The organism is Halalkalicoccus sp. CG83 (genome assembly GCF_037081715.1).
GTDB classification, from domain to species: Archaea; Halobacteriota; Halobacteria; order Halobacteriales; family Halalkalicoccaceae; genus Halalkalicoccus; species Halalkalicoccus ordinarius.
Window position 1 is genome coordinate 55,733 of record NZ_JAZDDH010000001.1, and the last position, 24,582, is coordinate 80,314.

Consider the following 24,582-nt stretch of genomic DNA (forward strand, 5'->3'; position numbering starts at 1 on the left):
GTAGGGTGGGTGGTTTGGTCGTCAGCCCGAGACGTCCTGCCAGCGGGTGAGACGGTGTCCGATCCGGTGGACCAGCGACGCCGAGACGTAGCCGAGGACGCCGATCGCGATCATGCCGACGGCGACGGTCGGGGTGTCGAGCAGCCGGTAGGCCTGGAAGATGATGTAGCCGATGCCGACGCCGCCGGCGATCATCTCGGCGGCGACGACGGTGATCCACGCCAGGCCGACACCTAGCGAGACGCCAGTGATGATCGAGGGCATCGTCGCCGGGATGATCACGTGGCGGAAGATCTGTCGGGACTCGGCGCCCAGGCTCGATGCCGCCTGGACGTATTCCTCCTCGACGCCCTTGACGCCCTCGATCGTGTTGATCAGGATCGGGAAGAACGCCCCGACGAACACGACGAAGATCACGCCGCTTCGGAACGTCGGCATCAGCAGCAGGGCGATCGGTACCCAGGCGACCGGCGGCACCGGTCGAAAGACCTCGAGCGCCGGGAACAGGGCGTCCTCCCAGGGCCGGCTCGTTCCGATCGTCAGCCCCAGCGGGATGGCGATCGCCATCGCGAGGGTGATCGCGACGACGACCCGAAGCGCCGAGAACGCGGCGTGTTCGTAGATCGTCTCCCCGCTCTCGGTCATCGGCGCGCCGCCGAGCGCCTCGAACAGCGCCGCGAGCGCCACCTCGGGGCCGACGAACTTGTCGAACCCGAGGAAGCCGACGCGGACGGCGACGGACCAGAGGACGAAGAACAGGAGTATCGACGTCCCCTGGAGGACCCGTCTGGAGGGCAACGGCACGGCGCCGTCGTCGAACCGTCGCTGGACCCGTTCGATCGTGCTCGTGCTCATCGTTCGGCCTCCCTGAGGGGCTCCCAGTCGACCTCGTCCTCGAGCTCGTCGATCGCCGCCCGCAGGGGCTCGGTTCGGTAACGCTCCTCGGGCGGGATCCCCGAGATGACCCCCTGGTTCTCGTAGAGGAACTCCGGTGCCTCCTGCTTCATCAACCGTTCGACCTCGTCGACGGCCTCGAAGTCGGTGTAGAACAGCATCCGTTCGATCTCGGGGTTGGCGTCGATGTTCTCGTAGAGGACCGCGTGGAGCGTCTCGCGCTCGTAATCGCGCAGCTGGCCCTCCTGTTGGATCAGGTCGACCGTCCGCTCGGGATCGGTCGCCATGATGTGTTTAGCCTCGAGTTCGGCCTTCAGCCATCCCTTGGCGGCCTCGGGGTGGTCCTCGACCATCGAGTCCAGCATGAGGAGACCGGCGGCGTCGTTCGCGTCGTACTCCGCTCCGGTGAAGAGGTACTCGGCGGCGCCCTCCTGAATGACCGACCGCGAGGGGGCGGGCTCCCAGCCGGCACCTGCGGCGAGACTTCCCTCCCGGATGTTCGTCACGACCGTCTCCATGCCCTGATCCGAGAGGTCGACGTCGATGCCCTCGTTCTGGATGGCCTCGAGGAGGAATCGGTGGGTGCAGGTCCCCGTCGTGACGCCGATCTCGTGTCCGTCGAGCTCCGCGGCCTCCTCGATGTCGGAGTCACGAGGGACGAAACAGAGGTTGCACTGCTGACCCTCCGAGAAGCCGGCGACGGCCACCATGTCGATCGCCGTCTCCTCGTTCGCGATCGCGGTGATCGTCGGCATGTCGCCGGTGTAGCCGATGTCGTTCTGTTCGGAGATCATCTTGTTGCCGATCACCGCCCCCTGAAGGGCGACCTCCCAGGCCGCTACCGAGTACTCCTCGGGCAGGTACTTCTCCGCGAGCCCGGCGTGGCGGATCACCAGCGCCGACCACGACTCGGTGTAGAAGGGCTGGTAGCCGACGATGAGCGACTGCTCGTCGAACCCCGCCGCCGCCCCGCCGAAGTACTCGCTGCCGGTACAGCCGGCGAGCGCGCTCGCTCCGAGCGCTCCCGAAGCACCGAGAAGGCTCCGTCTGCTGATCCCCGTACCCCCGTTCCGTCCGCCTGTTCCGCGTGTCCCGTCGGATCCGTCCATTAGTTAACGAATCCGTTGATTTTCGTGTTCACGTTTGATTATTTCCCCATTTGCTCATATCGATGATATATCCTAGGGTAAGCGTTGGAAGGGTACAAGGGATGGGCTTGCAGTTGCAACGCCATATCAATGATCGACATCGGGAGAACGACCGACGCGGACGGTGCAACCTCGGCCGCTGTCGGGTATGGATGTGCTTTTCAGGCCCCCCGACTGAAGAACCGCCATGGACTACGATCCGCAGGCGCTCGAGGAGCGGTGGCGCGAGCGGTGGGCGGAGCAGGGACGATACGAGGCCGATCCCGAGGGCGACGACGAGACCACGTTCGTCACCGTTCCCTACCCGTACCCGAGCGGCGGGATGCACATCGGGCACGCGCGCACCTACACCGTCCCCGACGTCTACGCTCGATATCGCCGACAGCGGGGCGACGAGGTGCTGTTTCCGATCGCCTGGCACGTCACCGGCACGCCGATCATCGGCGCCGTCGAGCGCCTGAAGAAGGGCGAGGAGAAGCAGCTCTCGGTGCTCCGGGACACCTACAACGTCCCCGAGGACGAGCTCGCCGACCTGGAGACGCCGATGGGGTTCGCACGCTACTTCATCGAGAACCACTACAAACGGGGGATGAAGCGGCTGGGACTGTCGATCGACTGGCGCCGCGAGTTCACCACGAACGACGAGCGCTACCAGCGGTTCGTCACCTGGCAGTACGAGACGCTCCACGAGCGAGGGCTGCTGGAGAAGGGGCTCCACCCGGTGAACTACTGTACGAACGAGGACCAGCCCGTGACGGCCCACGACCTGCTGGAGGGCGAGGACGCGGAGTTCCAGGAGTACACCCTCGTCAGGTTCGCCTGGGACGGTCGAACGGTGCCGATGGCGACGCTGCGTCCCGAGACCGTTCGAGGAGTGACGAACGCCTTCGTCGACCCCGAGGCGACCTACGCGATCGCCGACGTCGACGGCGAGGAGTGGTTCGTCTCCCGGGAGGCGATCGAGAAGCTCCGCCTGCAGGACCACGCGATCGAGGTCCGTGAGGAGGTGTCGGGCGAACGGCTGGTCGGCGAGCGGGTGAGAAACCCGATCACCGACGAGGAGGTTCCCGTCCTCCCCGCCGGGTTCGTCGACAGCGACAACGCCACCGGCGTCGTGATGTCGGTGCCGGCCCACAGCCCCGACGACTACCTGGCGCTGCGGGAGGCGAAGGCCGACCCCGAACGGCTGCAGGCGTACGGGATCAGCTCGGAAGAAGTCGAGGCGATCGAGCCGGTTCCCATTCTAGAGGTCGAGGGCTACGGCGAGATTCCGGCGCGCGACGCGGTCGAGGAACACGGGATCGAGGCGAGCGACGACCCCCGACTGAAGGAGGCGACCCAGCAGCTCTACAACCGGGAGTTCCACGCGGGACGGCTGCTCGACGCGTACGGCGAGTTCGCCGGCGAGGTGATCGAGGACGTCCGCGATCGCTACCGCGACCACCACGCCGACTCGGGGGCGTTCGCCGGGATGTACGACTTCACCGAGGAGGTCGTCTGTCGCTGTGGCGGCGAGGTCGAGGTGGCCTACCAGGACACCTGGTTCCTCCGGTACGACGACGCCGACTGGAAGGAGAAGGCTCACCGCGCGGTCGCCGGGATGGACGCGATTCCGGAGAACACCCGCGGCCAGTTCGACCACACGATCGACTGGCTCAACGAGTGGCCCTGCATCCGGAACTACGGGCTGGGAACCCGACTGCCGTGGGACGACGAGTTCGTCATCGAACCCTTATCGGACTCGACGATCTACATGGCATACTACACGATCGCCCACCGGCTCGACGAGATCCCGCCGGAGGAGCTCGACCGGGCGTTCTTCGATACGCTGTTCTACGGCGCCGACGCGGTCGACGAGCCCGACGAACGAGCCATAGAGCTCCGCACAGAGTGGGACCACTGGTACCCCGTCGACTACCGGTGTTCGGCGAACGACCTCATCTCCAACCACCTCACGTTCTACCTCTTCCACCACGCGGAGCTGTTCGACGAGGCGAACTGGCCCCAGGGGATCACCTCGATGGGGATGGGGCTGCTCGAGGGCCGGAAGATGTCCTCCTCGAAGGGCCACGTCGTGCTGCCGGGCGAGGCGATCGAGCGCTACGGCGCCGACACGGTGCGTTTCTTCCTGCTCAACTCGGCCGAGCCGTGGCAGGACTACGACTGGCGCGCCGACCAGGTCGAGTCCACCCGCAACCAGCTCGATCGGTTCTGGAACCGCGCAGGGGACGTCATCGAGTCCGGCGAGGGCGAACGCGAACTCGAGGGGATCGACCGCTGGCTGCTCTCGAAACTCCAGGGGACGATCCGCGAGACCACCGAGGCGATGGAGCGCTTCGAGACCCGAAGCGCGAGCCAGACGGCGTTCTACGGGTTCGAGGAACACCTGAAGTGGTACCGGCGTCGTGCCGAACTCGATCGGCCGGGCGCGCGCTGGACGCTTCGACGGGTGCTCGAGACGCGCCTCCGTCTGCTCGCGCCGATCGTCCCCTTCCTGGCGAACGAGCTCCACGAGGAGCTCTCCGGCGAGCCGGCGGAGGACGCCCCGTGGCCGGCGGTCGACCCCGAGTTCGAGGATCGGTCGATCGAGGTCGAGGAGCGCCTGATCGAGTCGCTGACGGGCGACGTCGCCGACATCGTCGACGTCACCGGCGAGGACCCGGAGACGATCCGGATCTACGTCGCCGCCGACTGGAAACGCGACGTGTTCGAGCAGGTGGTCGAGACCGGCCCCGACGTCGGACAGGTGATGGGCGAGGTGATGCAGGACGAACAGCTGCGCGAGCGCGGCGACGCGGTCAACGACCTCGTCGGCGAGCTCGTCGGCGTCGTCCGCGGGCGCTCCGACGAGGAGCTCGAACGCCTCCAGGAGGTCGACGAGCAGGAGGTCTACGAGGAGGCTGCCGGCTTCTTCGAGCGGGAGTTCGACGCCGACGTACGGGTCTACGCCGAGGAGGAGGCCGACGACGCCGTCGATCGGGCCGGGAACGCCGTCCCGCTGCGGCCGGCCGTCCACATCGAGTGAGAGAGATCGGTAATCGTTATCCCCCGGGACGTCGTATCCCGACCATGAGCGAATCGGACGACGAGTCCACGATCAAGCAGGTGGTGCGAACGGTGACGCCGGGCTTCAAGGGTCGGCCCGACCAGGAGATGAACGTCATCGGCATCACCTACTTCCTGCTGCTGTTGATCCTGCTGGTGCCGCTGTTGCCGTTCGTTCTCATCGTCTGGCTGCTGACGAAGGTCTTCGGCGCGATCCAACGCCGCCGGGCTAGCTGAGTCCGAGCAGATCGAACGGGTAGCCGTTGTCGTTCTCGTCGGCGTGGCCGTAGACGACGTGCGCGGCCGCGACGTCCTGGATCGCGAGCCCCGTCGAGTCGAAGACGGTGAGGCCGTCCTCCGACGTTCGGCCGGGACGGTCGCCGACGACGATCTCGCCGATCGCGGCGTGGATGTCGTCGTCGATCAGCGTTCCCTCGGCGTATGGAACGTTGATCTCGCCCGAGTGGGTGGTCTGGGCGTGGTCGTCGATCACCAGTTTGGCGTCGAGCAGGATGTCGTCGGCGAGCTCGTGTTTCCCCTCTGCGTCGGCGCCCATGGCGTTGACGTGGGTGTGCTCGCCGATCGCCTCCCGGGGGACGATCGGGTCCTCGACCGGCGTGACCGTCGAGAGCACGTCACAGCTCGCGGCCTCCTCGATCGACCCTCCGGAAACGTCGAACCGATCCTCGAACCGCGAGACGAACCGCTCGACGCGCTCCTCGTCGAGGTCGCTGATCACGACGCGCTCGATGGGCCGGACCTCGGCGATCGCCTCAAGCTGGGTGTACGCCTGTGCGCCCGCGCCGACGATGCCCAGGCTCTTCGCGTCCTGACGGGCGAGGTGGTCGGTCGCCACGGCGGCCGCCGCGCCGGTGCGCTGCATCGTGAGTTCGGTGCCGTCGAGGATCGCGAGCGGGACCGCGGTCTCGGGGTCGGAGTAGACCATCGTCCCCAGCACGGTGGGCAGGTCGTGATCGGTCGGGTTGTCGGGGTGGACGTTCACCCACTTGATGCCGGCGGCGTCCCAGTCGCCCGCGTCCATGTAGGCCGGCATCGAGCGGAAGTCGCCGTTGTACTGCGGCAGGTCGATGTAGGACTTGGGGGGCATCTGGGCGTCGCCGCGCTCGTAGGCCGCGAACGCCTCCTCGATGGCGGGGACGAGCTCCGCGAGGGGCGCGTTCTCCGCGACGTCGTCGCCGTTCAAAAGCAGCGTCTTCATGCCGGCAACTATCGCGAGCACCACTTAGTTCCTCCTGTAGCCCCGATCCGTCGATGCGCCGTCGATCGGCCCGCTATCCCGGACCCCGGTCGGCCTCCTCGAGCACCCACTCGAGCGCCTCGATGTAGCCCCGTTCCTCCGCCTCGACGGCCTCGCCGCCCTCCTCGAATTCGTCGTACTCCTCGTCGTGGTCCCGAAGGTCGACTAGCCGATCGCGGATCTCCTGCTCGCTTTGCATGAGCGAACTACGCATCCGGGAGAGATAAACCAACGCCCGGTATCGACGACCGTGACGGGGAAGAACGGTCCGTCGTCGTGGCGACGTGAAGGGATCGATCCGGACTACGCCATCGCCAGCGGGGGTTCCTCCTCGGTCCCCGGATCGAGTTTGACGAGTCCGTCTTCGATCCAGACCGGGTACGTCTTCAAGCCTCGTTTCGCGGGGAAGCGGGGCGTGCCGTCGGCGAGGTCGAACTCCCACCCGTGCAGCGGGCAACTGATGGCGGGTGCGGCCGCCTCGTCCGCTCGCGGCCTCCGGAGTGTGCCGTCGTCGGGCGTGAAACTCGCGAAACGGGAGGCGACGTGCTGGCTCGCCGAGGGCTTTCCGAACACCTTCCCCTCGCCCACCGGCCCGCCCATGTGCGGACAGGTGTTTCGTATCGCGTACAGTTTCCCGTCGACGTCGAGCACCGCGATGCTCTCGCCGTTCACCGTGTAGAACCGTCGGCCGTTTCTGGGAATTTCGGATGCGTCGCCGAGCGTCAGTGTCATAGGTCAGTCATGGGAATCCGGTCGACGGACCACCCGGTCCGCCGTTGGTGGGGGGGGGGCGTCTCGCTCCTTCGAGGGGTGGTCGTCCCGCGGTCATGGGTTCGCGTCGCTACGACGCTCGGCGCGCCAGCGCGGCGACTCGGGCGTCGTCGGCCGAGGACCTGATGGCGCTGCGGTGGTCCGTCCACGAGGTGTAGCGCACTGCCGGGGTGCCGCCCACCAGGGCCGCAGCCTGCCTGGTCGGGACGACGACCTGGCGGGGAACTCGACGCGCCAGCGCGGCTGATCGAGCGTCGTCGGCCGAGCGCCGGATCGCGCTGCGATGGTCCGCCCAGGAGGCGTAGCGCGCCACCGGGGTGGAACCCACCATGACCGCCGCTTCCTTGGCCGGGTAGACGATTTGTCGAGGGGAGCGTTCGATCGTCTGTGCCGGAGTCTGTCCGTGTATGATTGCCATACGTGGGGTAACGCCGGCCAGAAGCATAGCCGTAGCACTTGATATGGGAGGGACCGCTCGCTGAGCCCTCTACGGGCGTCCCCGACGGTGGTCCGTTCGTCACCGTCCGAAGCGCAACGACGGCGAAGGGCGACGAACGTTACGGTCGCGAACCGTCCTACCCAGAGAACGCGTTTTGCCCACCGACAGCGTAGTAACGCATACCATGGTCGTCATTCTCAAGGTACGCGTTCCGGCCGACGCGTTCGCCCTCGGGCGCGTACTGTCGATCCCGGAGGGGGTCACGGTCGAACTCGAGACGCTCGTCGATCGAGGCGAGCGATCACGGCCGTACCTCTGGGTGGTAGCGTCCGACGTCGACGCCGCCCTCGTCGCCGTCGGCGAGCGGACCTCGGCCGACGTGACGGCCGTAGAGGTGCTCGAGGACCGCGCGCTCGTCGCGCTCGACTGGGATGTGAACCAAGGCGACCTGTTCAACGGAATCAGACGGTGTGAGGGGCAGATCCTCACCGTCACCGGCGACCACGAGGGCTGGGAGTTCAACGTCCGGTTCTCCGCGCACGCGAACCTCTCGCGGTTCAAACGTTACTGCGAGGACGACGGGATCGAGTTCACCGTCGTGAAGATCTACACCGCCACCGTGCCCAGGGCGGACGCCACCTTCGGCATGACCGATCGTCAGCGCGAGACGGTAGTGTACGCCGTCCGAGCGGGATACTACGACGTCCCGCGTCGGTGTCGGACGAGCGACCTGGCGGATCACTTCGACGTCTCCAGTCAGGCGGTGATGGAGCGTCTGCGTCGGGGGATCACCAACCTCGTTTCTGCGACGTTGCTCTCCGAATCCGAGGCGTGAGGAGCCCGAACGAGGATGCGGATCAGATGACGCGAAGGCGATCTACCACGGTAATGGCCCAGTACGGGTTGAGTTCGGTAGTTCGCGCCGTTCACGAGAACACGGAGCTCCGCGTTCGGCGTCGAAAGAAACGGGATCGTTCACGCACCGATACGACGATCTGGACGAGGGGCAACGGCGGCCTGTGAGATCTGGCTACTGCCTATCTCACATCGCGCCGCCCATGCCGCCCATGCCGCCCATGCCACCCATGCCGCCGGGGGCGCCGCCCTGGTCGTCCTCCTTGTCGGTCGAGAGGTCGCCGGCGGAGATGATGTCGTCGATCTTCAGCACGAGGTTCGCGGCCTCCGTCGCGCTCGATAGCGCCTGCTCCTTCGCGTGGGCGGGCTCGACGACGCCGGCGTCGAAGGTGTCGACGATGTCGCCACTGAAGACGTTCAGGCCGGCGCGCTGGTCGCCAGACTCGTGGGCCGAGCGGAGGTCGACCAGCGTGTCGATGCTGTCGAGACCGGCGTTCTCCGCGAGCACGCGAGGGACGAGTTCGAGCGCGTCGGCGAACGCCTCGACCGCGAGCTGCTCGCGACCGGAGACGGAGTCGGCGTAGTCGCGAAGCCGCGAGGCGATCTCGACCTCGATCGCGCCGCCGCCGGCGAGCACGCGCCCGTCGGAGACGGTCTGGGCGACGACTTCGAGGGCGTCGTTGATGCCGCGTTCGAGCTCGTCGACGACGTGCTCGGTCGAGCCACGCAGCAGGAGCGTGACGCCGTGGGCGTCCTCGCCGGTGACGTAGAACAGCTCGTCGGCGTCGTCACGGACGACGTCGCCGTAGCCGAGGTCGGCGTCGGTCGCGCTGTCGAGGTCGCTGACGATCGAGGCGCCGAGCACCTCAGTGAGGAACTCCAGGTCGGACTTCTTCGCGCGCCGGACCGCGAGGATCCCCTCCTTCGCGAGGTAGTGCTGGGCGAGGTCGTCGATGCCCTTCTGACAGAAGACGACGTCGGCGCCGGTCTCCTTGATCTGCTCGACCTTCTGTTTGAGCTGTTTCTCCTCCTGGTCGAGGAACTGCTGGAGCTGGTCGGGGCTGTCGATGCTGACGTTCGTGTCGGCGTTGGCCTCCTCGACCTCGATCGGCTCGTTGACCAGCAGCACCTTCGCGTCCTCGACGGACGTGGGCATGTCGTCGTGGACGGGGTCCTTGTCGATGACTGCACCCTCGAGCAGCTCGCTCTCGCCCGCCGAGCGGCCGGTCTGGGTCTCGATCTCGAGGTACTCGAGGTCGACGACGTTGTCGCCCTCGTCGGTCTCGACGGTGACCTGGCTCACGGCGTCGACGATCAGCTGGGCGAGGTGCTCCTTGTTGAGCTCCGCGCCCTTGCCGGTCATCGAGGTCTCTGCCACCTTCTTCAGGAGCTCCTCGTCGTTGGGGTCGACGTTCTCCGCGACGTTGTCGACCTCCTGTCGGGCCTGCTCGCTCGCCATGTGGAAGCCCTTGATGATCGCGGTCGGGTGGATCTCCTGCTCGAGGAGGTCCTCGGCGTTCTTCAGGAGCTCGCCGGCGATGGCGACGGCGGTGGTGGTGCCGTCACCCGCCTCGTTCTCCTGGGTCTCGGCGACCTCGATGATCATCTCCGCGGTGGGGTTGTCGATGTCCATCTCCTTCAGGATGGTCACCCCGTCGTTGGTGATGGTAACGCCGCCCGTCGAGTCGACGAGCATCTTGTCCATTCCCTTGGGTCCGAGCGTCGAACGGACCGCCTCGGCGACCGCACGCGCCGCCGAGATGTTGTAGTCCTGCGCGTTTCGGTCCTGTACGCGCTGGGCGTCGTCTCCCATGATGATCATGGGCTGTCCCTGTTGCATTCGCTGGCTCATAGTCACCGAGTCGTTGTTTGTGGTTCTATATAAAACCACTGCTTCCGGCGGGCGTTTCGACTGCGACGTCACGAGACGATCCGCCGAGACGCCGGTTTCCCGGTGCGTCAGTCCGTGTCCATGCGAGACGGTAGCAATGTCCTTCGGGGCGAACGCGGAACGATCGTCAGGCTTTAAGTAGAATAGCAGAAGTGCGGCCGGTACCGACGGCACCGTCGTTTCGAGCGGACCCGGATGAGCGGAACCCGCCCCCATCGACGGAACGGTCTCGGTCGCTCGGCGTAGTCCGAAGGTTCATACCCGAAGATCGACTACAGGGGATAGTATGGCCAGCGCGGAGAACCAGGAGCTCGTCGGCCGTTTCGAGGAGTTCTACCGCACGTACTATCAGAACGAGATCGGCGAGCTGGCACAGCACTATCCCAACGAACAGCGCTCGCTCTTTCTCGACTGGACCGACCTGAATCGGTTCGACCCCGACGTCGCCGACGACTACCGCAACCAGCCCGAGCAGATGCAGCCCTACGCCGAGGAGGCCCTCCGTCTCTACGACCTCCCCGTCGACGTCAGTCTCGGTCAGGCCCACGTCCGGGTCCGGAACCTCCCCGACTCGACGGAGATCCGTGAGATCCGCTCGAAGCACGTCAACACGCTGGTGGAGGTCCGGGGGATCGTCCGGAAGGCGACCGACGTCCGCCCCAAGATCGAACAGGCGGCCTTCGAGTGCCAGCGCTGTGGCACCCTCACGCGGATCCCCCAGGGCGGGGGCGACTTCCAGGAACCGCATCAGTGCCAGGGCTGTGAGCGCCAGGGTCCCTTCAGGATCAACTTCGACCAGTCGGAGTTCGTCGACGCCCAGAAGCTCCGCATCCAGGAGAGCCCGGAGGGGCTGCGCGGCGGCGAGACCCCACAGAGCCTCGACGTCCACATCGAGGACGACATCACCGGTGAGGTCACGCCGGGCGATCACGCCCGCGTCACGGGCGTGCTCCACCTCGAACAGCAGGGCTCCGACCGCGAGAAATCCACCATGTTCGACATCTACATGGAGGGCGTCTCGGTCGAGATCGAGGAGGAGCAGTTCGAGGACATGGACATCACCGACGAGGACAAGCGAGCGATCATCGAGCTCTCGAACGATCCCGGCATCTACGAGCGGATGATCGACAGCCTCGCGCCCTCGATCTACGGTCACCGCCAGGCGAAGCTCGCGATGACGCTCCAGCTCTTCTCCGGGGTGACGAAACACCTCCCCGACGGCTCGCGTACCCGCGGCGACCTCCACATGCTGTTGATCGGGGATCCCGGGACCGGGAAGTCACAGCTGCTCCAGTACATCCGCAACATCGCGCCCCGATCGGTCTACACCTCCGGGAAGGGCTCCTCCTCGGCCGGGCTCACGGCCGCCGCGGTCCGCGACGACTTCGGCGACGGCCAGCAGTGGACGCTCGAGGCGGGCGCGCTCGTGCTCGCCGACCAGGGGATCGCCGCGGTCGACGAGCTCGACAAGATGCGTCCCGAGGACCGTTCGGCGATGCACGAGGCGCTCGAACAGCAGTCGATCTCGATCTCGAAGGCGGGAATCAACGCTACGCTCAAGTCGCGGTGTTCGCTGCTCGGCGCGGCGAACCCAAAATATGGAAGATTCGACCAGTACGAACCGATTGGCGAGCAGATCGACCTCGAGCCCGCACTCATTTCGCGGTTCGACCTGATCTTCACGGTCACCGACAAGCCCGACCCCGACGAGGACCGCAAGCTCGCTCAGCACATCCTCCAGACCAACTACGCGGGCGAGCTCAACACCCAGCGGACGAACCTGAGCTCGCCGGACGTCACCCGCGAGGAGGTCGACGCGGTCACCGAGCAGGTCGCCCCCGACATCGACGCCGAACTGCTGCGCAAGTACATCGCGTACGCCCAGCAGACCTGTTATCCCCGGATGACCGACGGTGCCCGCGAGGAGATCCAGGAGTTCTACGTCGACCTCCGCTCGAAGGGGGCCGACGAGGACGCGCCCGTTCCCGTGACGGCCCGAAAGCTCGAGGCGCTCGTGCGACTAGCGGAGGCGAGCGCGCGGGTTCGACTCTCGGACACCGTCGACAGCGAGGACGCCGAACGGGTGATCGAGATCGTGCGTTCCTGTCTGCAGGACATCGGTATCGACCCCGAGACGGGCGAGTACGACGTCGACGTGATCGAGACGGGACGCTCGAAGACCCAGCGAGATCGGGTGAAGGGGATCAAACAGATCATCCGCGAGCTCCAGGAGGAGTACGACGACGAACGCGGTGCGCCCGAGGAGAAGGTCATGGAGCGCGCAGAGGAGGCGGGTATAGAACAGGACAAGGCCGAACACGAGATCCAGAAGCTCAAGAACAGGGGCGACATCTACTCACCAGGGTCGGATCATCTGCGCGTGGTCTGAAACCTGATCCGTTGGCGCGGTTTTCTTTCGTTCTATACGATATATTTAAATAGTTAGAATTTAAGCGCATCAGAGATATACCAGAGCCATGACCTCGAACGAGTCCAATGCTGCCGACACACAGGACGACCACCGCCGTCTTCTCGTCCTTCTCAACGAATACGGCATCTCAGAGAACGCTCAACGATTACTCGCGCTACAGTTGACTGGCGGGTGTATATATACTCACGGCGAACGCCACATCCGGGGAGAGATCAACATGGCCCTATTCGTCGGCTCAGAGGCAAACCAATCCGGACTGCTTGAGACACTCACCGCAATTTCGCCAGGGAGTACGACGATCAACGCAACCGGGGCGAGCTATGGCGGGCTGATCGCGAACGCATCCGGCCAATCAGTTGAGCCGGGAATCCTCCTTGATGACCAGTACGACCGATACTTCATCCATCGGGCAGGCGACCTTGGCGAACGGACGAGACGGGCACTCAGTGGTCTGCTCGAATCGGGCACGCACACCATCACCAAATCCAACGTCCACAAGCGCCTCGAGAATCATGCGAGCTACCTGCTGACGGATACGCCCAGATACGGCGATTGGGACAAGTACGAGCCGTTGTCCGACCAGTTACCGATCACCGGCGAACTGCTCTCGAAGTTTGATCTCGTCGTGGCCAGCCATGAGAGTGGGCGGGTGAACTACGGCGTCGACCCGTTGACGCGCGACGCGGCGACGCAGTATCTCTCCGGGGTGCGTTCGATCACACCAGCCTTTTCAGAGGACGTACGGGAAGAACTTACCACCCGCCTCGTCTCGCTACAGGAGCGTCTGGATGATGACCGGCCCCCTGTGAAACTCCAGTTTCACTCGTTCCGGCGGTTCGTGGATGCAGCGGCGCGATTGGAGCGCTCCGAGACGGTCGAGCCACACCATATCGAGTATGCTACCTCACTTATCGAGGAAGCATTCGAAGATCTCGGGATCCTCACCGTCCCTGAGGAAGAAGAGTACGACGTCGACGTGATCGAGACGGGACGCTCGAAGACCCAGCGCGACCGCGTGAAGGGGATCAAACAGATCATCCGCGAGCTTCAAGAAGAGTACGATGGCGAGCCCGGTGTTCCGGAAGAGAAGGTCTATCAACGGGCGGAGGAATCTGGCCTGGAGCGGAATAAGGCCGAAAACGAAATCCAGAAGCTCAAGAATAAGGGCGATGCCTATTCACCCATCGAAGATTACCTCCGGCTGGTCTAAACCTGTCGAGAGACCCCATCGCTACCTCCCGAATCCCGACCGCGACACTGGGTTCGCCGATGTTACGTCCGCAGCCAGGCGAACTGGCGCCGCTGGGGGCCTTCATATGTTACTTATATTATACTACGTTAGTAGCACAGATTCAAATAGTAGTCCGGGAGAGATATTTGAAATAGAGTATAAAAGTAATCAGTATCAAATCTAAGAAAACAAGATAATTTCGAGGATAGAATAAGCTATCCCATCGTTTTAATAGTGGGATTCTCTTTACAATCGGATTAGAGTATATATTATGGAGATTATTTGACTCGTTCTTCTCATAATAATAGCTCCTATATGTTTCTGGGTTCTTTTCACTGTCTTCATCTAACGGAAACCAATCGTCTTGGAACTGATACGACCCGCCAATAATTCCTATCCAGAATACTCCAATTATGAAATAGATATACAGTGGAACACCACCGACTGCTTCCCATCCTAGAATAAGTGTGTGAATTATACCATAAATGCCGGTCACCATTATAGAATATACAATAACATATCTATCATACGTATATAATGTATAGGTGATGTATTCTTCCCTGAAATGATCTTCATAGACCGAAACGACCCGTCTCCACTTCTCATGAAATGAAGGGCCTAAAAGTCCTAACACGAGTATGAGGAGCAATGGCGTGATTTCGAATGCTGCTTGTTCGATCATACTGTTAATTCATAGGATATGTTCAATTCCCCCCAATCATTTATAATATCCATAAGAGGACTAGGATTCCCCGAGATGGGATTCTGTATTATAGATATAATTTCACTATAGTTATTTGATATCTTCATGGAGCTATGATGGATATCTATTGTGACATCCTCGTTATACTGATTAGCTGAAGGTGATGATTGGTTGATTATAAATACCTCTTTCAAGTTACCTCCTGGCTTAATGAGAAGATCAGTGCGACTGTTATTCTGGATATTAATTTCGTTATGTGTTGATTCCAAATTTATGTGTATTCTCTTATTACTATTCTTATAGCTTTCAATTTTGACTACTTGCTCGTATTGCTCTCCGTGATTTAGTTTACAACTACTACCTTTTCGCCGCAAATATGTTTTCACACGCAAACCATCGCGTGTACAATCGTCAGAACAAGACATAATTAATACTCCGAGTTTTCTTCTCCGATATTTAGCTCTGAATAAACAACTTGTTCTGCTGTACTCAGAACATCCACAAGTACATCTGCATCATTATTGGATGTTTCTTCGTAATATTCTTTGAATATGTCGAAATTATATGCCTCTGCAACAACAGTAAAGTTATTGGATCTTTGCTGTTCTTCCCATGATATTTCTATATCATATCCATCTACTTGGAAATGAGTGCATACGTCTAAACTCTCTTCATGATTAGATATTAAATTATCTATATTGGTACGCAGGAGATAATTTTCTTCGTCAGGCGGCTCAAAAACGGCGGTTGCCTCTCCAGAAGAAACGGCATTAAATATTTCTGAGTTTATCCAGTTGCGAAGGGTACATGATGTTTCCCACTCTGCTACAAATTCATTTTGTTCTTCTAAAGTGTCCAATATCAGGCAATATGTCGATAAATTGTCATGACTGATACCGTGTCGAATGGTAGTCGGATCAACGTCTGGTTCTAGCGTCTCCTCGGTAGCTATCTCAGCTGGCATGGGTATCACTCACACGGTGGATAGAGAGTTTGAGGTAATATCACTATTTCGACTTCGTGAAAAAATACAATCATGTCTGTACGTAGGTTGGCTGTTCGGCGATATCACCAGACTACGTCTGGTGGTTTGCGGAGATCCTCTCGGCGATATCGTCGAGTTCGTCGTCGGAGAGATCGGGTCGCGAGCCGACGATCGCGTGGATCGGGTTGCCGCCGTCGTCCTCGAATCGGGGGATGACGTGGCCGTGGAGGTGGGGGATCTCCTGGCCGGCCGCCTCGCCGTTGTTGAACGCGACGTTCGAGGCGTCGGCGTCGATCGTTTCCTCGACGATCGGCGTGAGCCCGTAGAGCACCGAGAACACCTCGCTTGCGAGCTCCTCGGGGGTGTCGGCGAGCGTCTCGTGGTGAGCCTTCGGGATCACGAGGGTGTGGCCCGGCGCGAGCGGGTTCGCGTCGAGAAAGGCGAGGACGTTCTCGGTCTCGTGGACGGTCCGCGAGGGGATCTCGCCCGCGACGATCCGACAGAAGATACAGTCCTCGTCCGTGGGTTCGACTGACATACGGGCACCGTCGACGGCCGCGACAAAGAAGGTTATCCCACGATGGCGTCGAGTCGCGAACGCAACGCGTCACGGTACTCCTCGGGCGTGTAACCGAGTCGGGCGATCCAGATGTTCTGATAGGAGGGGTGAAGCACCGGCACGAGAGGAACCGAGAGCGCCTCGCACTCGATCGTCTCGAGGACGTGGCCGACGAACCCGTCGAGCGAGCGGTCGTCGAGCGCGAGCAGCGTCTCGGTGGCGTGCTTACCCGTGGGGACGACGACGTCCGGACGCACCTGCTCGATCTCGGTTCGGAGATGGACGCGGCAGTTCGAGAGTTCCTCGTCGGTCGGCTCCCTGTTCGATACCTTCCCACCGTCGGAGCCCGGCTCCGACGAGCTCCCACTCGCTTCGTTCGCGGGAACGTCGGGCGGAAAACACTTCACCGCGTTCGTGTAGTAGGCGTCGGTGTAGCCGACGTCCTCCATGAGGTCGCGGATCACCCTCCCGGAGTGGCGGGCGGTGTAGGCCATCCCCGTCCAGTTGCCGCCCTTCCACCGGTCGGCCTGGGGGGTCCCGGCGCCGGGTGCCTCGCCGACGACGATGACGGAGGAATCGAGCGGGCCGGTCCCCCACGAGATGCACTCGCGGCTCTCGGCGAGGTGGGGACATCGGGTGCAGTCGGGTTCGAGGACGTTGCGTGAATCGGGGTACTCGGGCACGACGAAAGGAAAGGGTGCGACGAGGAAAGCCGTGTCGAGTCGGATCCGGACCCCGAAGGCTATGGGTCGTCGGGCCGAGCACTGCTCATGGTCGAGCAAGGGGATCGAGCGCCGGACTTCACGGTTCCGATCGCACGCGGCGGAGCGTACAACGACGTCGAGGAGTTCACCCTCTCGGAACGTCTCGGAGACGGTCCGATCGTTCTCGCGTTCTTCCCGGCGGCGTTCACCAGCGGCTGTACCGAGGAGCTCTGTACGTTTCGCGACTCGATGGCGACGTTCAACGACCTCGACGCGTCGGTCTACGGGATCAGCACCGACCTGCCGTTCGCCCAGAACACGTTCATCCAACGGGAGGGACTGAACTTCCCGCTGTTGAGCGACTACGAGCACGACGCCATCGAGGCGTACGGCGTCGTCCGCGAGGGGTTCTACGACGTCATGCGCGTCGCCGAGCGCTCGGTGTTCGTGATCGACTGCGAGGGCATCGTCGCCTACCGCTGGGTCCGCGAGGGCGAGAACCCCGATTTCGAACGGCTCGTCGAGGAGATCCGCGGGGCCGTCGAACGGGCGAGGTGACCGGTCGACGGCTCGCGATCGTGATCCGGACGATCGATCCGGCGGCCTCCGGGAGGGTCCACGAGACGCTCTGGGAGGCGTTCGAGGACGCGGACGTCGAGATTCCGTACCCCCACACCCACCTCGTCTTCGACGAGACGAGCGGTCAGGCTGGGATCGTGGTCGAACGCGAACCGCCGCTCGCCGAGGCAAGCGGTAGTGGAGAGACTGCAAGCACGGCGGACTGAGGCGATCGACGAGTGAGATCTACATGCGGGCGGCCCGGTGGCCGGCGTGAGCGCGGGCGGTACGCCCACTGCCCGCGCGAACGGTACGGGGAAAGGCTGGCTTCGGAAGCGAGCGATTCCGATCGGAATCGCTCGCAAGCGGTCCTGGTGGTCTCGAGAATCGCTTCGCGATTTTCTGGACCCGAAAAGACCGCAGAGCGGTCTTTTCTTAGAAATGAAAAGGGCGAGCAGCGCGAGGTCGCTCCGCGACCTCGCTGGCGAACGGGACGCGGAGCGTCCCGTGAGCGAGGCGCGCCAGCGCCGAGTGAGGGCTTTCGACCGATTCGCCTTTACCTGCCGGGTTGATTGGTGGGAACATGAGCAGGTTCGCCGAGGTACCCGACCAGTACGACCCCGAGGCGGTCGAACAGCGGGTGTTCGACTACTGGGACGAGGTCGACGCCTACGAACGAACGAAGGAGGCCAACGCGGACGGGGAGACGTTCTTCTTCGTCGACGGTCCGCCCTACACGTCTGGCGCGGCCCACATGGGGACGACCTGGAACAAGACGCTGAAGGACGCCTACATCCGCCACCTCCGGATGCAGGGCTACGACGTCACCGACCGCCCGGGCTACGACATGCACGGGCTGCCGATCGAGACGAAGGTCGAGGAGCGACTGGGCTTCGAGAACAAGAAGGACATCGAGGAGTTCGGGATGGAGGCGTTCATCGCCGAGTGCCAGTCGTTCGCCGACGAGCAGCTCGAGGGGCTCCAGGAGGACTTCAAGTCCTTCGGCGTCTGGATGGACTGGGAGAACCCCTACAAGACGGTGACGCCCGAGTACATGGAGGCCGCCTGGTGGGGGTTCTCACAGGTCGCCGATCGGGGACTGGTCGATCGAGGGAAGCGCTCGATCAGCCAGTGTCCCCGGTGTGAGACCGCGATCGCGAACAACGAGGTCGAGTACGAGGACGTCGAGGACCCGACGGTGTACGTCGAGTTCCCGCTCGCCGATCGCGAGGGGAGCCTCGTCATCTACACGACGACGCCCTGGACCATCCCCGCCAACGAGTTCGTCGCGGTGAACGAGGGACTGACCTACCAGCGAGTCCGCGCGAGTCGCGACGGCGAGAAGGACGTCCTCTACGTCGCGGAGGGCTGCGTCGAGAACGTCCTCGATAAGGGCCGCTACGACGACTACGAGATCGAGGACGAGCTTTCGGGTTCGGAGATGCTCGGCTGGGAGTACGACCACCCGCTCGTCGAGGAGGTGCCCGCGAACCCCGACGTCGAGGGCACTCGACGGGTGTACCACGCCGACTACGTCGAGGCCGAGGACACCGGCCTCGTGCACTCCGCGCCGGGCCACGGTGAGGTGGACTTCGAGCGCGGCCGGGAGCTCGATCTGCCGGTCTTCTGTCCGATCGGCGGCGACGGCGTCTACACCAGCGAGGGCGGCGCCTACGAGGGGCAGTTCGTCAAGGACGCCGACGGGGAGATCACGGCGGACCTGGAGGAGAAGGGGCTACTCGTCGCCTCGGGGACGCTGAGCCACTCCTACGGGCACTGCTGGCGGTGCGACACCCCCGTCCTCCAGATGGCGACCGACCAGTGGTTCATCACGATCACCGACGTCAAGGACGAACTGCTCGAGAACATCGAGGACAGCGAGTGGCACCCCGAGTGGGCGCGGGACAACCGGTTCAGGGACTTCGTCGAGAACGCGCCCGACTGGAACGTCTCGCGCCAGCGCTACTGGGGGATCCCGATCCCGATCTGGGTGCCGGAGAACTGGTCGGGCGGGATGGACGAGGCGATCGTGGTCGGCTCGCGCGAGGAACTCGCAGAACGGGTCGATCAGGAGGTCGACCCCTCCACCATCGACCTCCACCGCCCGACCGTCGACGACCTGACGATCACCGAGGACGGAACGACCTACGAGCGGGTGCCGGACGTCTTCGACGTCTGGCTCGACTCCTCGGTCGCGTCGTGGGGTACCCTCGATTACCCCGAGAAGGAGGAGGGGTTCGAGGAGCTCTGGCCCGCGGACCTCATCATGGAAGCCCACGACCAGACCCGCGGCTGGTTCTGGTCCCAGCTGGGCATGGGAACCGCCGCCGTCGGCGAGATCCCCTACGAGGAGGTGCTGATGCACGGCTTCGCCAACGACAACGAGGGCCGCAAGATGTCGAAGTCGGTGGGCAACGTCGTCCAGCCCCACGAGGCGATCCAGCGCCACGGCGCCGACGCGATGCGCCTGTTCCTGCTCTCGGTCAACCCTCAGGGCGAGGACATGCGCTTCTCCTGGGACGAGATGGCGACGATGGAGCGGAACCTCAACATCCTCTGGAACGTCTTTCGGTTCCCGCTGCCCTACATGCGCATGGACGGGTTCAATCCGGACGAGACCGATCTCGAGAGCGTCGATTCGGACCTCGAACTCGTCGACGAGTGGATCCTCGCGCGCCTCCAGACCGTGATCCGCGAGATGAGCGAGTCCTGGGACGAGTTCCGCCAAGATCAGGCGCTCTCGGCGCTGATGGAGTTCGTCGTCGAGGACGTCTCGCGGTTCTACGTCCAGGTCGTCCGCGAGCGCATGTGGAAGGAGGAGGACAGCCCCTCGAAGAACGCGGCGTACGCGACGCTGTATCACGTCCTCACCCGAATCGTTCGACTGCTCGCTCCCTACGCGCCGTTCGTCGCCGAGGAGATACACGGTACCCTCACCGACGACGACGAAGCCGCTACCGTCCACGTACGCGAGTGGCCCGCCGTCGACGAGTACTGGGTCGACGGGGAGCTCGAGACCGACGTCGAACTGGTTCGGGCGGCCGAGGAGGCGGGATCGAACGCCCGCCAGCGGGCCGAACGCAAGCTCCGCTGGCCCGTCTCTCGCGTGGTGGTCGCCGCCGGCGACGACCGGCTGGCCGAGGCCGTCGGTCGCCGACGGGAGCTGCTCGAGGACCGGCTCAACGCCCGCGAGGTTCGAGTGGTCGCTCCCGACGAGGAGTGGGAGGAGCTCGCCTACAGCGCCCGTGCGGACATGAGCGTTCTCGGCCCCGAGTTCGGAGACCGTGCCGGCGAGGTGATGGGCGCGCTCAACGAGGCCCGAGTCGAGGAGCCCACGATCGAGGCGCTCGAGGCCGCGGTCGCGAAGGCGCTCGGCGAGGAGGTCGACCTGAGCGAGGAGATGGTCGAGTTCGTCGAGGAGACGCCCGAGGAGGTCTCTGGAACCCGGATCCGGATCGAGGGCACCGAGCGGGGCGTCGTCTACGTCGACACCGCGCTGACCGAGGACATCGAGAGCGAGGGCTACGCCCGCGAGGTGATCCGGCGGATCCAGGAGATGCGAAAGGAGCTCGATCTCCCTCTCGAGGCACCCATCCGCGTCGAGCTCGACATCGCGGACGACCGCGTCGCCGAGCTGGCCCGCGAGCACGAGGAGCTCATCGCGGAGGAGGTCCGCGCCGCGGAGCTCGGTACCGTCGAGGACGGCCACTGCCGCGAGTGGGACGTCGAGGGCGTCACGATGCTGATCGCGATCGAATCGCTCGCCGAGGCGTCGGCCTGATTCATATCAGCCAAAAGTAATATCTTTTCGTAAGTAATCGAGGCGGTATGAACCGCCGGGCCGGCGCTCTCGCCCTGTTCTGCCTAGTGGCGTTCGTCGTCGCCGTTCCGGCGACGGCCACGGGTACGGGCGCGGGCATCGGAGGCGAGGTGCTCCGGCTCGAACAGGAGCTCGTGGCGACCGAGGAGCCCGGCGAGATCGAGGTCGTCCTCCGGTTCGACGTGCCCGAGTCGGTGATCGAGCTTCGGACGACCGTCCCCGATGACGCGACCGTGACTGCTACTGACGGGTTCGAGTCGGCGGGCGGGGAGTACGAGTGGAACGGCGAAACGCGGACGCCGACGCTGACCTACGCCGTCCCGACGGACCGGGCGTTCGAGGAGGGAGGACTCGTGTTCGTCGACACGGGCGAGTGGGCGCTGGTCGAGCGGCCGAGGACCTCAGTCCGCTGGCGGTGGGTCGGCTCCGAGCGGGTCGTCCTCGAACGGACGACCACCGCCGAACTGGGAGCGGTCGGTACCGACTCCGCGTTTCTCGGCGATCACACAGTCGACGTCAGGGAGACGGGCCACGAGACGGTGGCGCTCGTCGTCCCCTCGGCGGCGTCACCCACGGAATCGCGGGACGCGATCCACGCCTCGATCGGGGACGCCACGGAACGCCTGCGGGTCGGCGGGCGGAGCGATCGGGTGTTCGTCGTCGTCGCACCGTCGATCGACGGGTGGGGCGTCCGGGGACTGCAGTTCGGCGCGTCGGACGTCTGGGTGCGCGAGGACAGCCGCCTCGACGATCCGGACAACGTCTGGGTACACGAGTACGTTCACACCCGCCAGACGTACGAGGCCGATCGGGAGGTACGCTGGTTCCGGGAGGGATCCGCGACGTACTACGCGGCGCTGCTGACGTACGAACGTGGCGACGTCGAGTTCGAGGCGTTCCGCGACCGCCTCGCCAGCGGGGAACGCTCCCCCCATGCCGACGACGTCCTCGCCGATCCCACGACGTGGACCCGCGGTCCCGACTACCACAAGGGCGCGCTCGTCGCCGCCGACCTCGACCGACGGATCAGGCTGGCGAGCGGCGGCGAACGCGACCTCCAGGACGTCCTTCGGGCGATGAACGAGCACGAAGGTATCGTGACTCAGTCGGCGTTCCTCGCGATGGTCGAGGAGGCGGGCGGTCCCGGGGTCCGCGAGGTCGCCTGGACCCACACCGAGACCCGTGACGGGCCGGTGATGTGGGACGAGCGGACCCACCACGAGGCGTTCGACCTGACCGCACCGCGGATGGAGTACCGGCTGACGGACGACCCCGTGGCGTACCGCGTCTCCGGGCCGTACCGCGAGCGTCCGCTGGCTTCCGACGAGGAACTCGTCCTCGTTCCGGGCGAGCGCCTCGAAACGACCGCGACCGTCGAGAACGCCGGCGACGCCCCCGGCGAGTACGCGACGACCGTCGCGGCCGACGGGACGAACCGAGCGATCGAGGGTCGTCTCGAACCCGGCGAGCACGCCGAGATCGGAATCGACCGGACGTTCGAGGAACCGGGGACGTACACGCTCTCGGCGGGCGACGCGAGCGTTGACGTCCGCGTCGTCGAGCCCGCCGAACCGACCGTGACCGGCGTCGAGCCGTCGTCGTCGACCGCCGCTCCGGGCGAGGTCGTCACCCTCGTCCTCACGGTGGAGAACGATGCGGCAGTGCCGGGCCGGGCCGACCTGGAGCTCCTCGATGCCGAGGGGGTCCGCGGGAATCGGAGCGTTCGACTGGACGCCGGGGAGACGAGGACGGTCGAGTTCGCGACACGCTTCGAGACCGCGGGCGAACACGAGCTTCGCGTCGGCGATCGATCGACGATGGTGACCGTCGAGCCTGCGTTGGTCTCGACCCAGTCCGGCTTCGGCGTTCCGGTCGCGCTCGCGGCGTTCGCGGCGGTCCTGTTCAGCGAAGCGCCCCGGCGACCGCGGGGGCGGCGCTGACCCGGCTCTCGACGCGCTCGATCGTATCGGTGCCGTAGACCGCATCGACGCCCGCGCGGGCGAGCTTCGTCCGGGCGTTGTCCGCGAGCATGGGGTGGACGCAGGTCACGAACACCCGCTCGGGGGCCCGGTTTCGGAGGACGGTGATCGCCTCGCTCATCGTCGAGCCGGTGGCGATGATGTCGTCGACGACGACGACGTCGCGACCGGCGACGTCGACGTCGCTGGGAGCGATCTCGACCTCGCTTCCCGAGCGGCGTGTCTTCTCGAAGTAGTCGGTCTCGCCGGCGCCGTGGGCGTCGCGGACGGTCTCCGCGAGCCCGACCGCGCCGGAGTCGGGCGAGAGGAAGACGGGGTCGGTCAGGTCGGGAAGCGGTTCGGCCAGCCGATCCGCGGCCGTCACCGACTCCGCGGGCGCGTCGAAGAACTCCAGAATCGCCTCCTCGTGGGGGTCGACCGTGAGCACGCGGTCGGTTCCGGCGCTCAGCGCGCGTGCAGCGGCCCGCGCGGAGATCGGCTGGCCCGGCACGAAGGCACGGTCCTGACGGGCGTAACCCATGTAGGGGATGACGGTCGTGATCTCCTCCACGCCGGCCTCGCGGAGCGCGTCCTGAAGCTGCAGCAGTTCGACGTGGGCGTCGCTCGAGACGGTCGAGGCGACGACTGTCGCGCGGTCGGTCTCGATTCCCGGAACGGAGGCGAGCAGCTCGCCGTCGGGGAACCGCTCGTACTCGACGGGGGCGAGACGGTCGTCGAGCACGCTCGCGAGTTCGGCCGCGAGCGCCTGTGAGGTGGAGCCGGGTACGATCATACCGGAGGGACACCGCCCGCGTTGAACCCGTTTTCGGATTCCGAGCCGACGGGCTGAAACCCCTGCTCGAAGAAGGGCCGGTATGCACTCCTCGGACCACGCGAGGATCGGCGCGGTCGTGAGCGCGCTCGCGCTCGGCCTCCTCGCTCGCGGCCGCTCGCTCCCCGGGACGCTCGCGCTGTGGGCCTACGGCGTCCTGTTCAGCGTCTTCGTCGATCTCGATCACTTCGCCATCGCCCGGCTGAAGACCGGCGACTGGAAACACCTCCGACGCGCGGTCACCCACCCGATCTGGGCGTTCACCAGCCAGGAGGAGGTGTTCCCCGACGTGGGCATGACGCTCGAACGGCTCGCGAGTCACGTGGTCGTCGGCACCGTTCTCACGGTCGCGCTCCGCCCGTTCAGCCGGCTGCTCTCGACGCTCACCGCGATCACGCTCGTGGCACACCTGCTCGCGGATCTGGTCCACGAGGGTCGAAAACTGCGCTGATCGGGCTTACGCCGGCTCCTTCAATCCCTTCAGAAAGAACTCTCAGCGG

General features: G+C 64.4%; 22 protein-coding genes. 10 read left to right on the forward strand and 12 right to left on the reverse strand.

The genetic code is table 11. The features are described 5' to 3' along the window. Positions 1 to 21: 21 nt before the first annotated feature. Together V0Z78_RS00270 and V0Z78_RS00275 are read right to left on the reverse strand one after the other, a co-directional pair. Positions 22 to 855, reverse strand: a complete 834-nt coding sequence (locus tag V0Z78_RS00270) for an ABC transporter permease (protein ID WP_336342616.1) — start codon at positions 853 to 855, stop codon at positions 22 to 24. Beyond that, complete coding sequence (locus V0Z78_RS00275) at positions 852 to 2,003, reverse strand: ABC transporter substrate-binding protein (RefSeq protein ID WP_336342617.1); 1,152 nt, start codon at positions 2,001 to 2,003, stop codon at positions 852 to 854. The genes V0Z78_RS00270 and V0Z78_RS00275 overlap by 4 nt, the downstream gene beginning before the upstream one ends. Before the next feature lie 226 nt (positions 2,004 to 2,229). On the opposite strand from V0Z78_RS00275, the gene leuS reads away from it, so the two are divergent. After that, the gene (leuS, locus tag V0Z78_RS00280) at positions 2,230 to 5,067 is read left to right on the forward strand and encodes a leucine--tRNA ligase (protein ID WP_336342618.1); all 2,838 of its coding nucleotides are present in this window, start codon (positions 2,230 to 2,232) and stop codon (positions 5,065 to 5,067) included. Positions 5,068 to 5,111: 44 nt separating this feature from the next. Then, positions 5,112 to 5,324, forward strand: a complete 213-nt coding sequence (locus V0Z78_RS00285; protein WP_336342619.1) for a DUF7535 family protein — start codon at positions 5,112 to 5,114, stop codon at positions 5,322 to 5,324. On the opposite strand, the gene V0Z78_RS00290 is transcribed toward V0Z78_RS00285, so the two are convergent. The 4 genes from V0Z78_RS00290 to V0Z78_RS00305 all read right to left on the reverse strand — a co-directional run bounded on the left by V0Z78_RS00290 (position 5,317) and on the right by V0Z78_RS00305 (position 7,534). Next, complete coding sequence (locus V0Z78_RS00290) at positions 5,317 to 6,306, reverse strand: ornithine cyclodeaminase family protein (RefSeq protein ID WP_336345148.1); 990 nt, start codon at positions 6,304 to 6,306, stop codon at positions 5,317 to 5,319. The genes V0Z78_RS00285 and V0Z78_RS00290 overlap by 8 nt on opposite strands. Positions 6,307 to 6,379: 73 nt before the next feature. After that, positions 6,380 to 6,544, reverse strand: coding sequence for a hypothetical protein (locus tag V0Z78_RS00295; protein WP_336342620.1), 165 nt, complete (start codon positions 6,542 to 6,544; stop codon positions 6,380 to 6,382). A 104-nt stretch (positions 6,545 to 6,648) separates the two neighbouring features. Beyond that, positions 6,649 to 7,077, reverse strand: a complete 429-nt coding sequence (locus V0Z78_RS00300) for a Rieske (2Fe-2S) protein (RefSeq protein WP_336342621.1) — start codon at positions 7,075 to 7,077, stop codon at positions 6,649 to 6,651. A gap of 109 nt (positions 7,078 to 7,186) precedes the next feature. Then, positions 7,187 to 7,534: a hypothetical protein gene (locus V0Z78_RS00305; RefSeq protein WP_336342622.1), complete on the reverse strand. Its 348-nt coding sequence runs from the start codon at positions 7,532 to 7,534 to the stop codon at positions 7,187 to 7,189. Positions 7,535 to 7,739: 205 nt separating this feature from the next. Between V0Z78_RS00305 and V0Z78_RS00310 the strand changes: the two genes are divergently transcribed. Continuing rightward, on the forward strand, positions 7,740 to 8,390 hold the full coding sequence (locus tag V0Z78_RS00310; RefSeq protein ID WP_336342623.1) for a helix-turn-helix domain-containing protein: 651 nt from the start codon (positions 7,740 to 7,742) through the stop codon (positions 8,388 to 8,390). Positions 8,391 to 8,597: 207 nt separating this feature from the next. On the opposite strand, the gene thsB is transcribed toward V0Z78_RS00310, so the two are convergent. After that, positions 8,598 to 10,262, reverse strand: a complete 1,665-nt coding sequence (gene thsB / locus V0Z78_RS00315) for a thermosome subunit beta (RefSeq protein WP_409338655.1) — start codon at positions 10,260 to 10,262, stop codon at positions 8,598 to 8,600. 325 nt (positions 10,263 to 10,587) lie between these two features. Here thsB and V0Z78_RS00320 point away from each other — a divergent pair, with 325 nt between their 5' ends. Next, positions 10,588 to 12,690, forward strand: coding sequence for a minichromosome maintenance protein MCM (locus V0Z78_RS00320; RefSeq protein ID WP_336342624.1), 2,103 nt, complete (start codon positions 10,588 to 10,590; stop codon positions 12,688 to 12,690). Between the two features lie 88 nt (positions 12,691 to 12,778). Further along, positions 12,779 to 13,942: a minichromosome maintenance protein MCM gene (locus V0Z78_RS00325; protein WP_336342625.1), complete on the forward strand. Its 1,164-nt coding sequence runs from the start codon at positions 12,779 to 12,781 to the stop codon at positions 13,940 to 13,942. A 142-nt stretch (positions 13,943 to 14,084) separates the two neighbouring features. Here the strand turns inward: V0Z78_RS00325 and V0Z78_RS00330 are convergent, their stop codons facing one another. The 4 genes from V0Z78_RS00330 to V0Z78_RS00345 all read right to left on the reverse strand — a co-directional run bounded on the left by V0Z78_RS00330 (position 14,085) and on the right by V0Z78_RS00345 (position 16,938). After that, the gene (locus V0Z78_RS00330; RefSeq protein WP_336342626.1) at positions 14,085 to 14,645 is read right to left on the reverse strand and encodes a hypothetical protein; all 561 of its coding nucleotides are present in this window, start codon (positions 14,643 to 14,645) and stop codon (positions 14,085 to 14,087) included. Between the two features lie 448 nt (positions 14,646 to 15,093). Next, positions 15,094 to 15,630: a hypothetical protein gene (locus tag V0Z78_RS00335; RefSeq protein WP_336342627.1), complete on the reverse strand. Its 537-nt coding sequence runs from the start codon at positions 15,628 to 15,630 to the stop codon at positions 15,094 to 15,096. A 112-nt stretch (positions 15,631 to 15,742) separates the two neighbouring features. Beyond that, on the reverse strand, positions 15,743 to 16,189 hold the full coding sequence (locus V0Z78_RS00340) for an HIT family protein (RefSeq protein ID WP_336342628.1): 447 nt from the start codon (positions 16,187 to 16,189) through the stop codon (positions 15,743 to 15,745). A gap of 32 nt (positions 16,190 to 16,221) precedes the next feature. Then, the gene (locus V0Z78_RS00345) at positions 16,222 to 16,938 is read right to left on the reverse strand and encodes a uracil-DNA glycosylase (protein WP_409338706.1); all 717 of its coding nucleotides are present in this window, start codon (positions 16,936 to 16,938) and stop codon (positions 16,222 to 16,224) included. A gap of 42 nt (positions 16,939 to 16,980) precedes the next feature. Here V0Z78_RS00345 and V0Z78_RS00350 point away from each other — a divergent pair, with 42 nt between their 5' ends. The 4 genes from V0Z78_RS00350 to V0Z78_RS00365 all read left to right on the forward strand — a co-directional run bounded on the left by V0Z78_RS00350 (position 16,981) and on the right by V0Z78_RS00365 (position 23,232). Next, a complete protein-coding gene (locus tag V0Z78_RS00350) occupies positions 16,981 to 17,472 on the forward strand; it encodes a redoxin domain-containing protein (protein ID WP_336342630.1) in 492 nt (163 codons plus the stop codon). Beyond that, the gene (locus tag V0Z78_RS00355) at positions 17,469 to 17,699 is read left to right on the forward strand and encodes a hypothetical protein (RefSeq protein WP_336342631.1); all 231 of its coding nucleotides are present in this window, start codon (positions 17,469 to 17,471) and stop codon (positions 17,697 to 17,699) included. The genes V0Z78_RS00350 and V0Z78_RS00355 overlap by 4 nt, the downstream gene beginning before the upstream one ends. Before the next feature lie 356 nt (positions 17,700 to 18,055). After that, positions 18,056 to 21,253, forward strand: coding sequence for an isoleucine--tRNA ligase (gene ileS / locus V0Z78_RS00360; protein WP_336342632.1), 3,198 nt, complete (start codon positions 18,056 to 18,058; stop codon positions 21,251 to 21,253). 47 nt (positions 21,254 to 21,300) lie between these two features. Beyond that, entirely contained in the window at positions 21,301 to 23,232 is a 1,932-nt protein-coding gene (locus tag V0Z78_RS00365; protein ID WP_336342633.1) for a peptidase, read from the forward strand. Here the strand turns inward: V0Z78_RS00365 and V0Z78_RS00370 are convergent. Continuing rightward, a complete protein-coding gene (locus V0Z78_RS00370) occupies positions 23,195 to 24,043 on the reverse strand; it encodes a ribose-phosphate diphosphokinase (protein WP_336342634.1) in 849 nt (282 codons plus the stop codon). The genes V0Z78_RS00365 and V0Z78_RS00370 overlap by 38 nt on opposite strands. 82 nt (positions 24,044 to 24,125) lie before the next feature. Here V0Z78_RS00370 and V0Z78_RS00375 point away from each other — a divergent pair, with 82 nt between their 5' ends. Next, a complete protein-coding gene (locus tag V0Z78_RS00375; protein WP_336342635.1) occupies positions 24,126 to 24,533 on the forward strand; it encodes a hypothetical protein in 408 nt (135 codons plus the stop codon). The last annotated feature ends 49 nt before the right edge of the window (positions 24,534 to 24,582 follow it).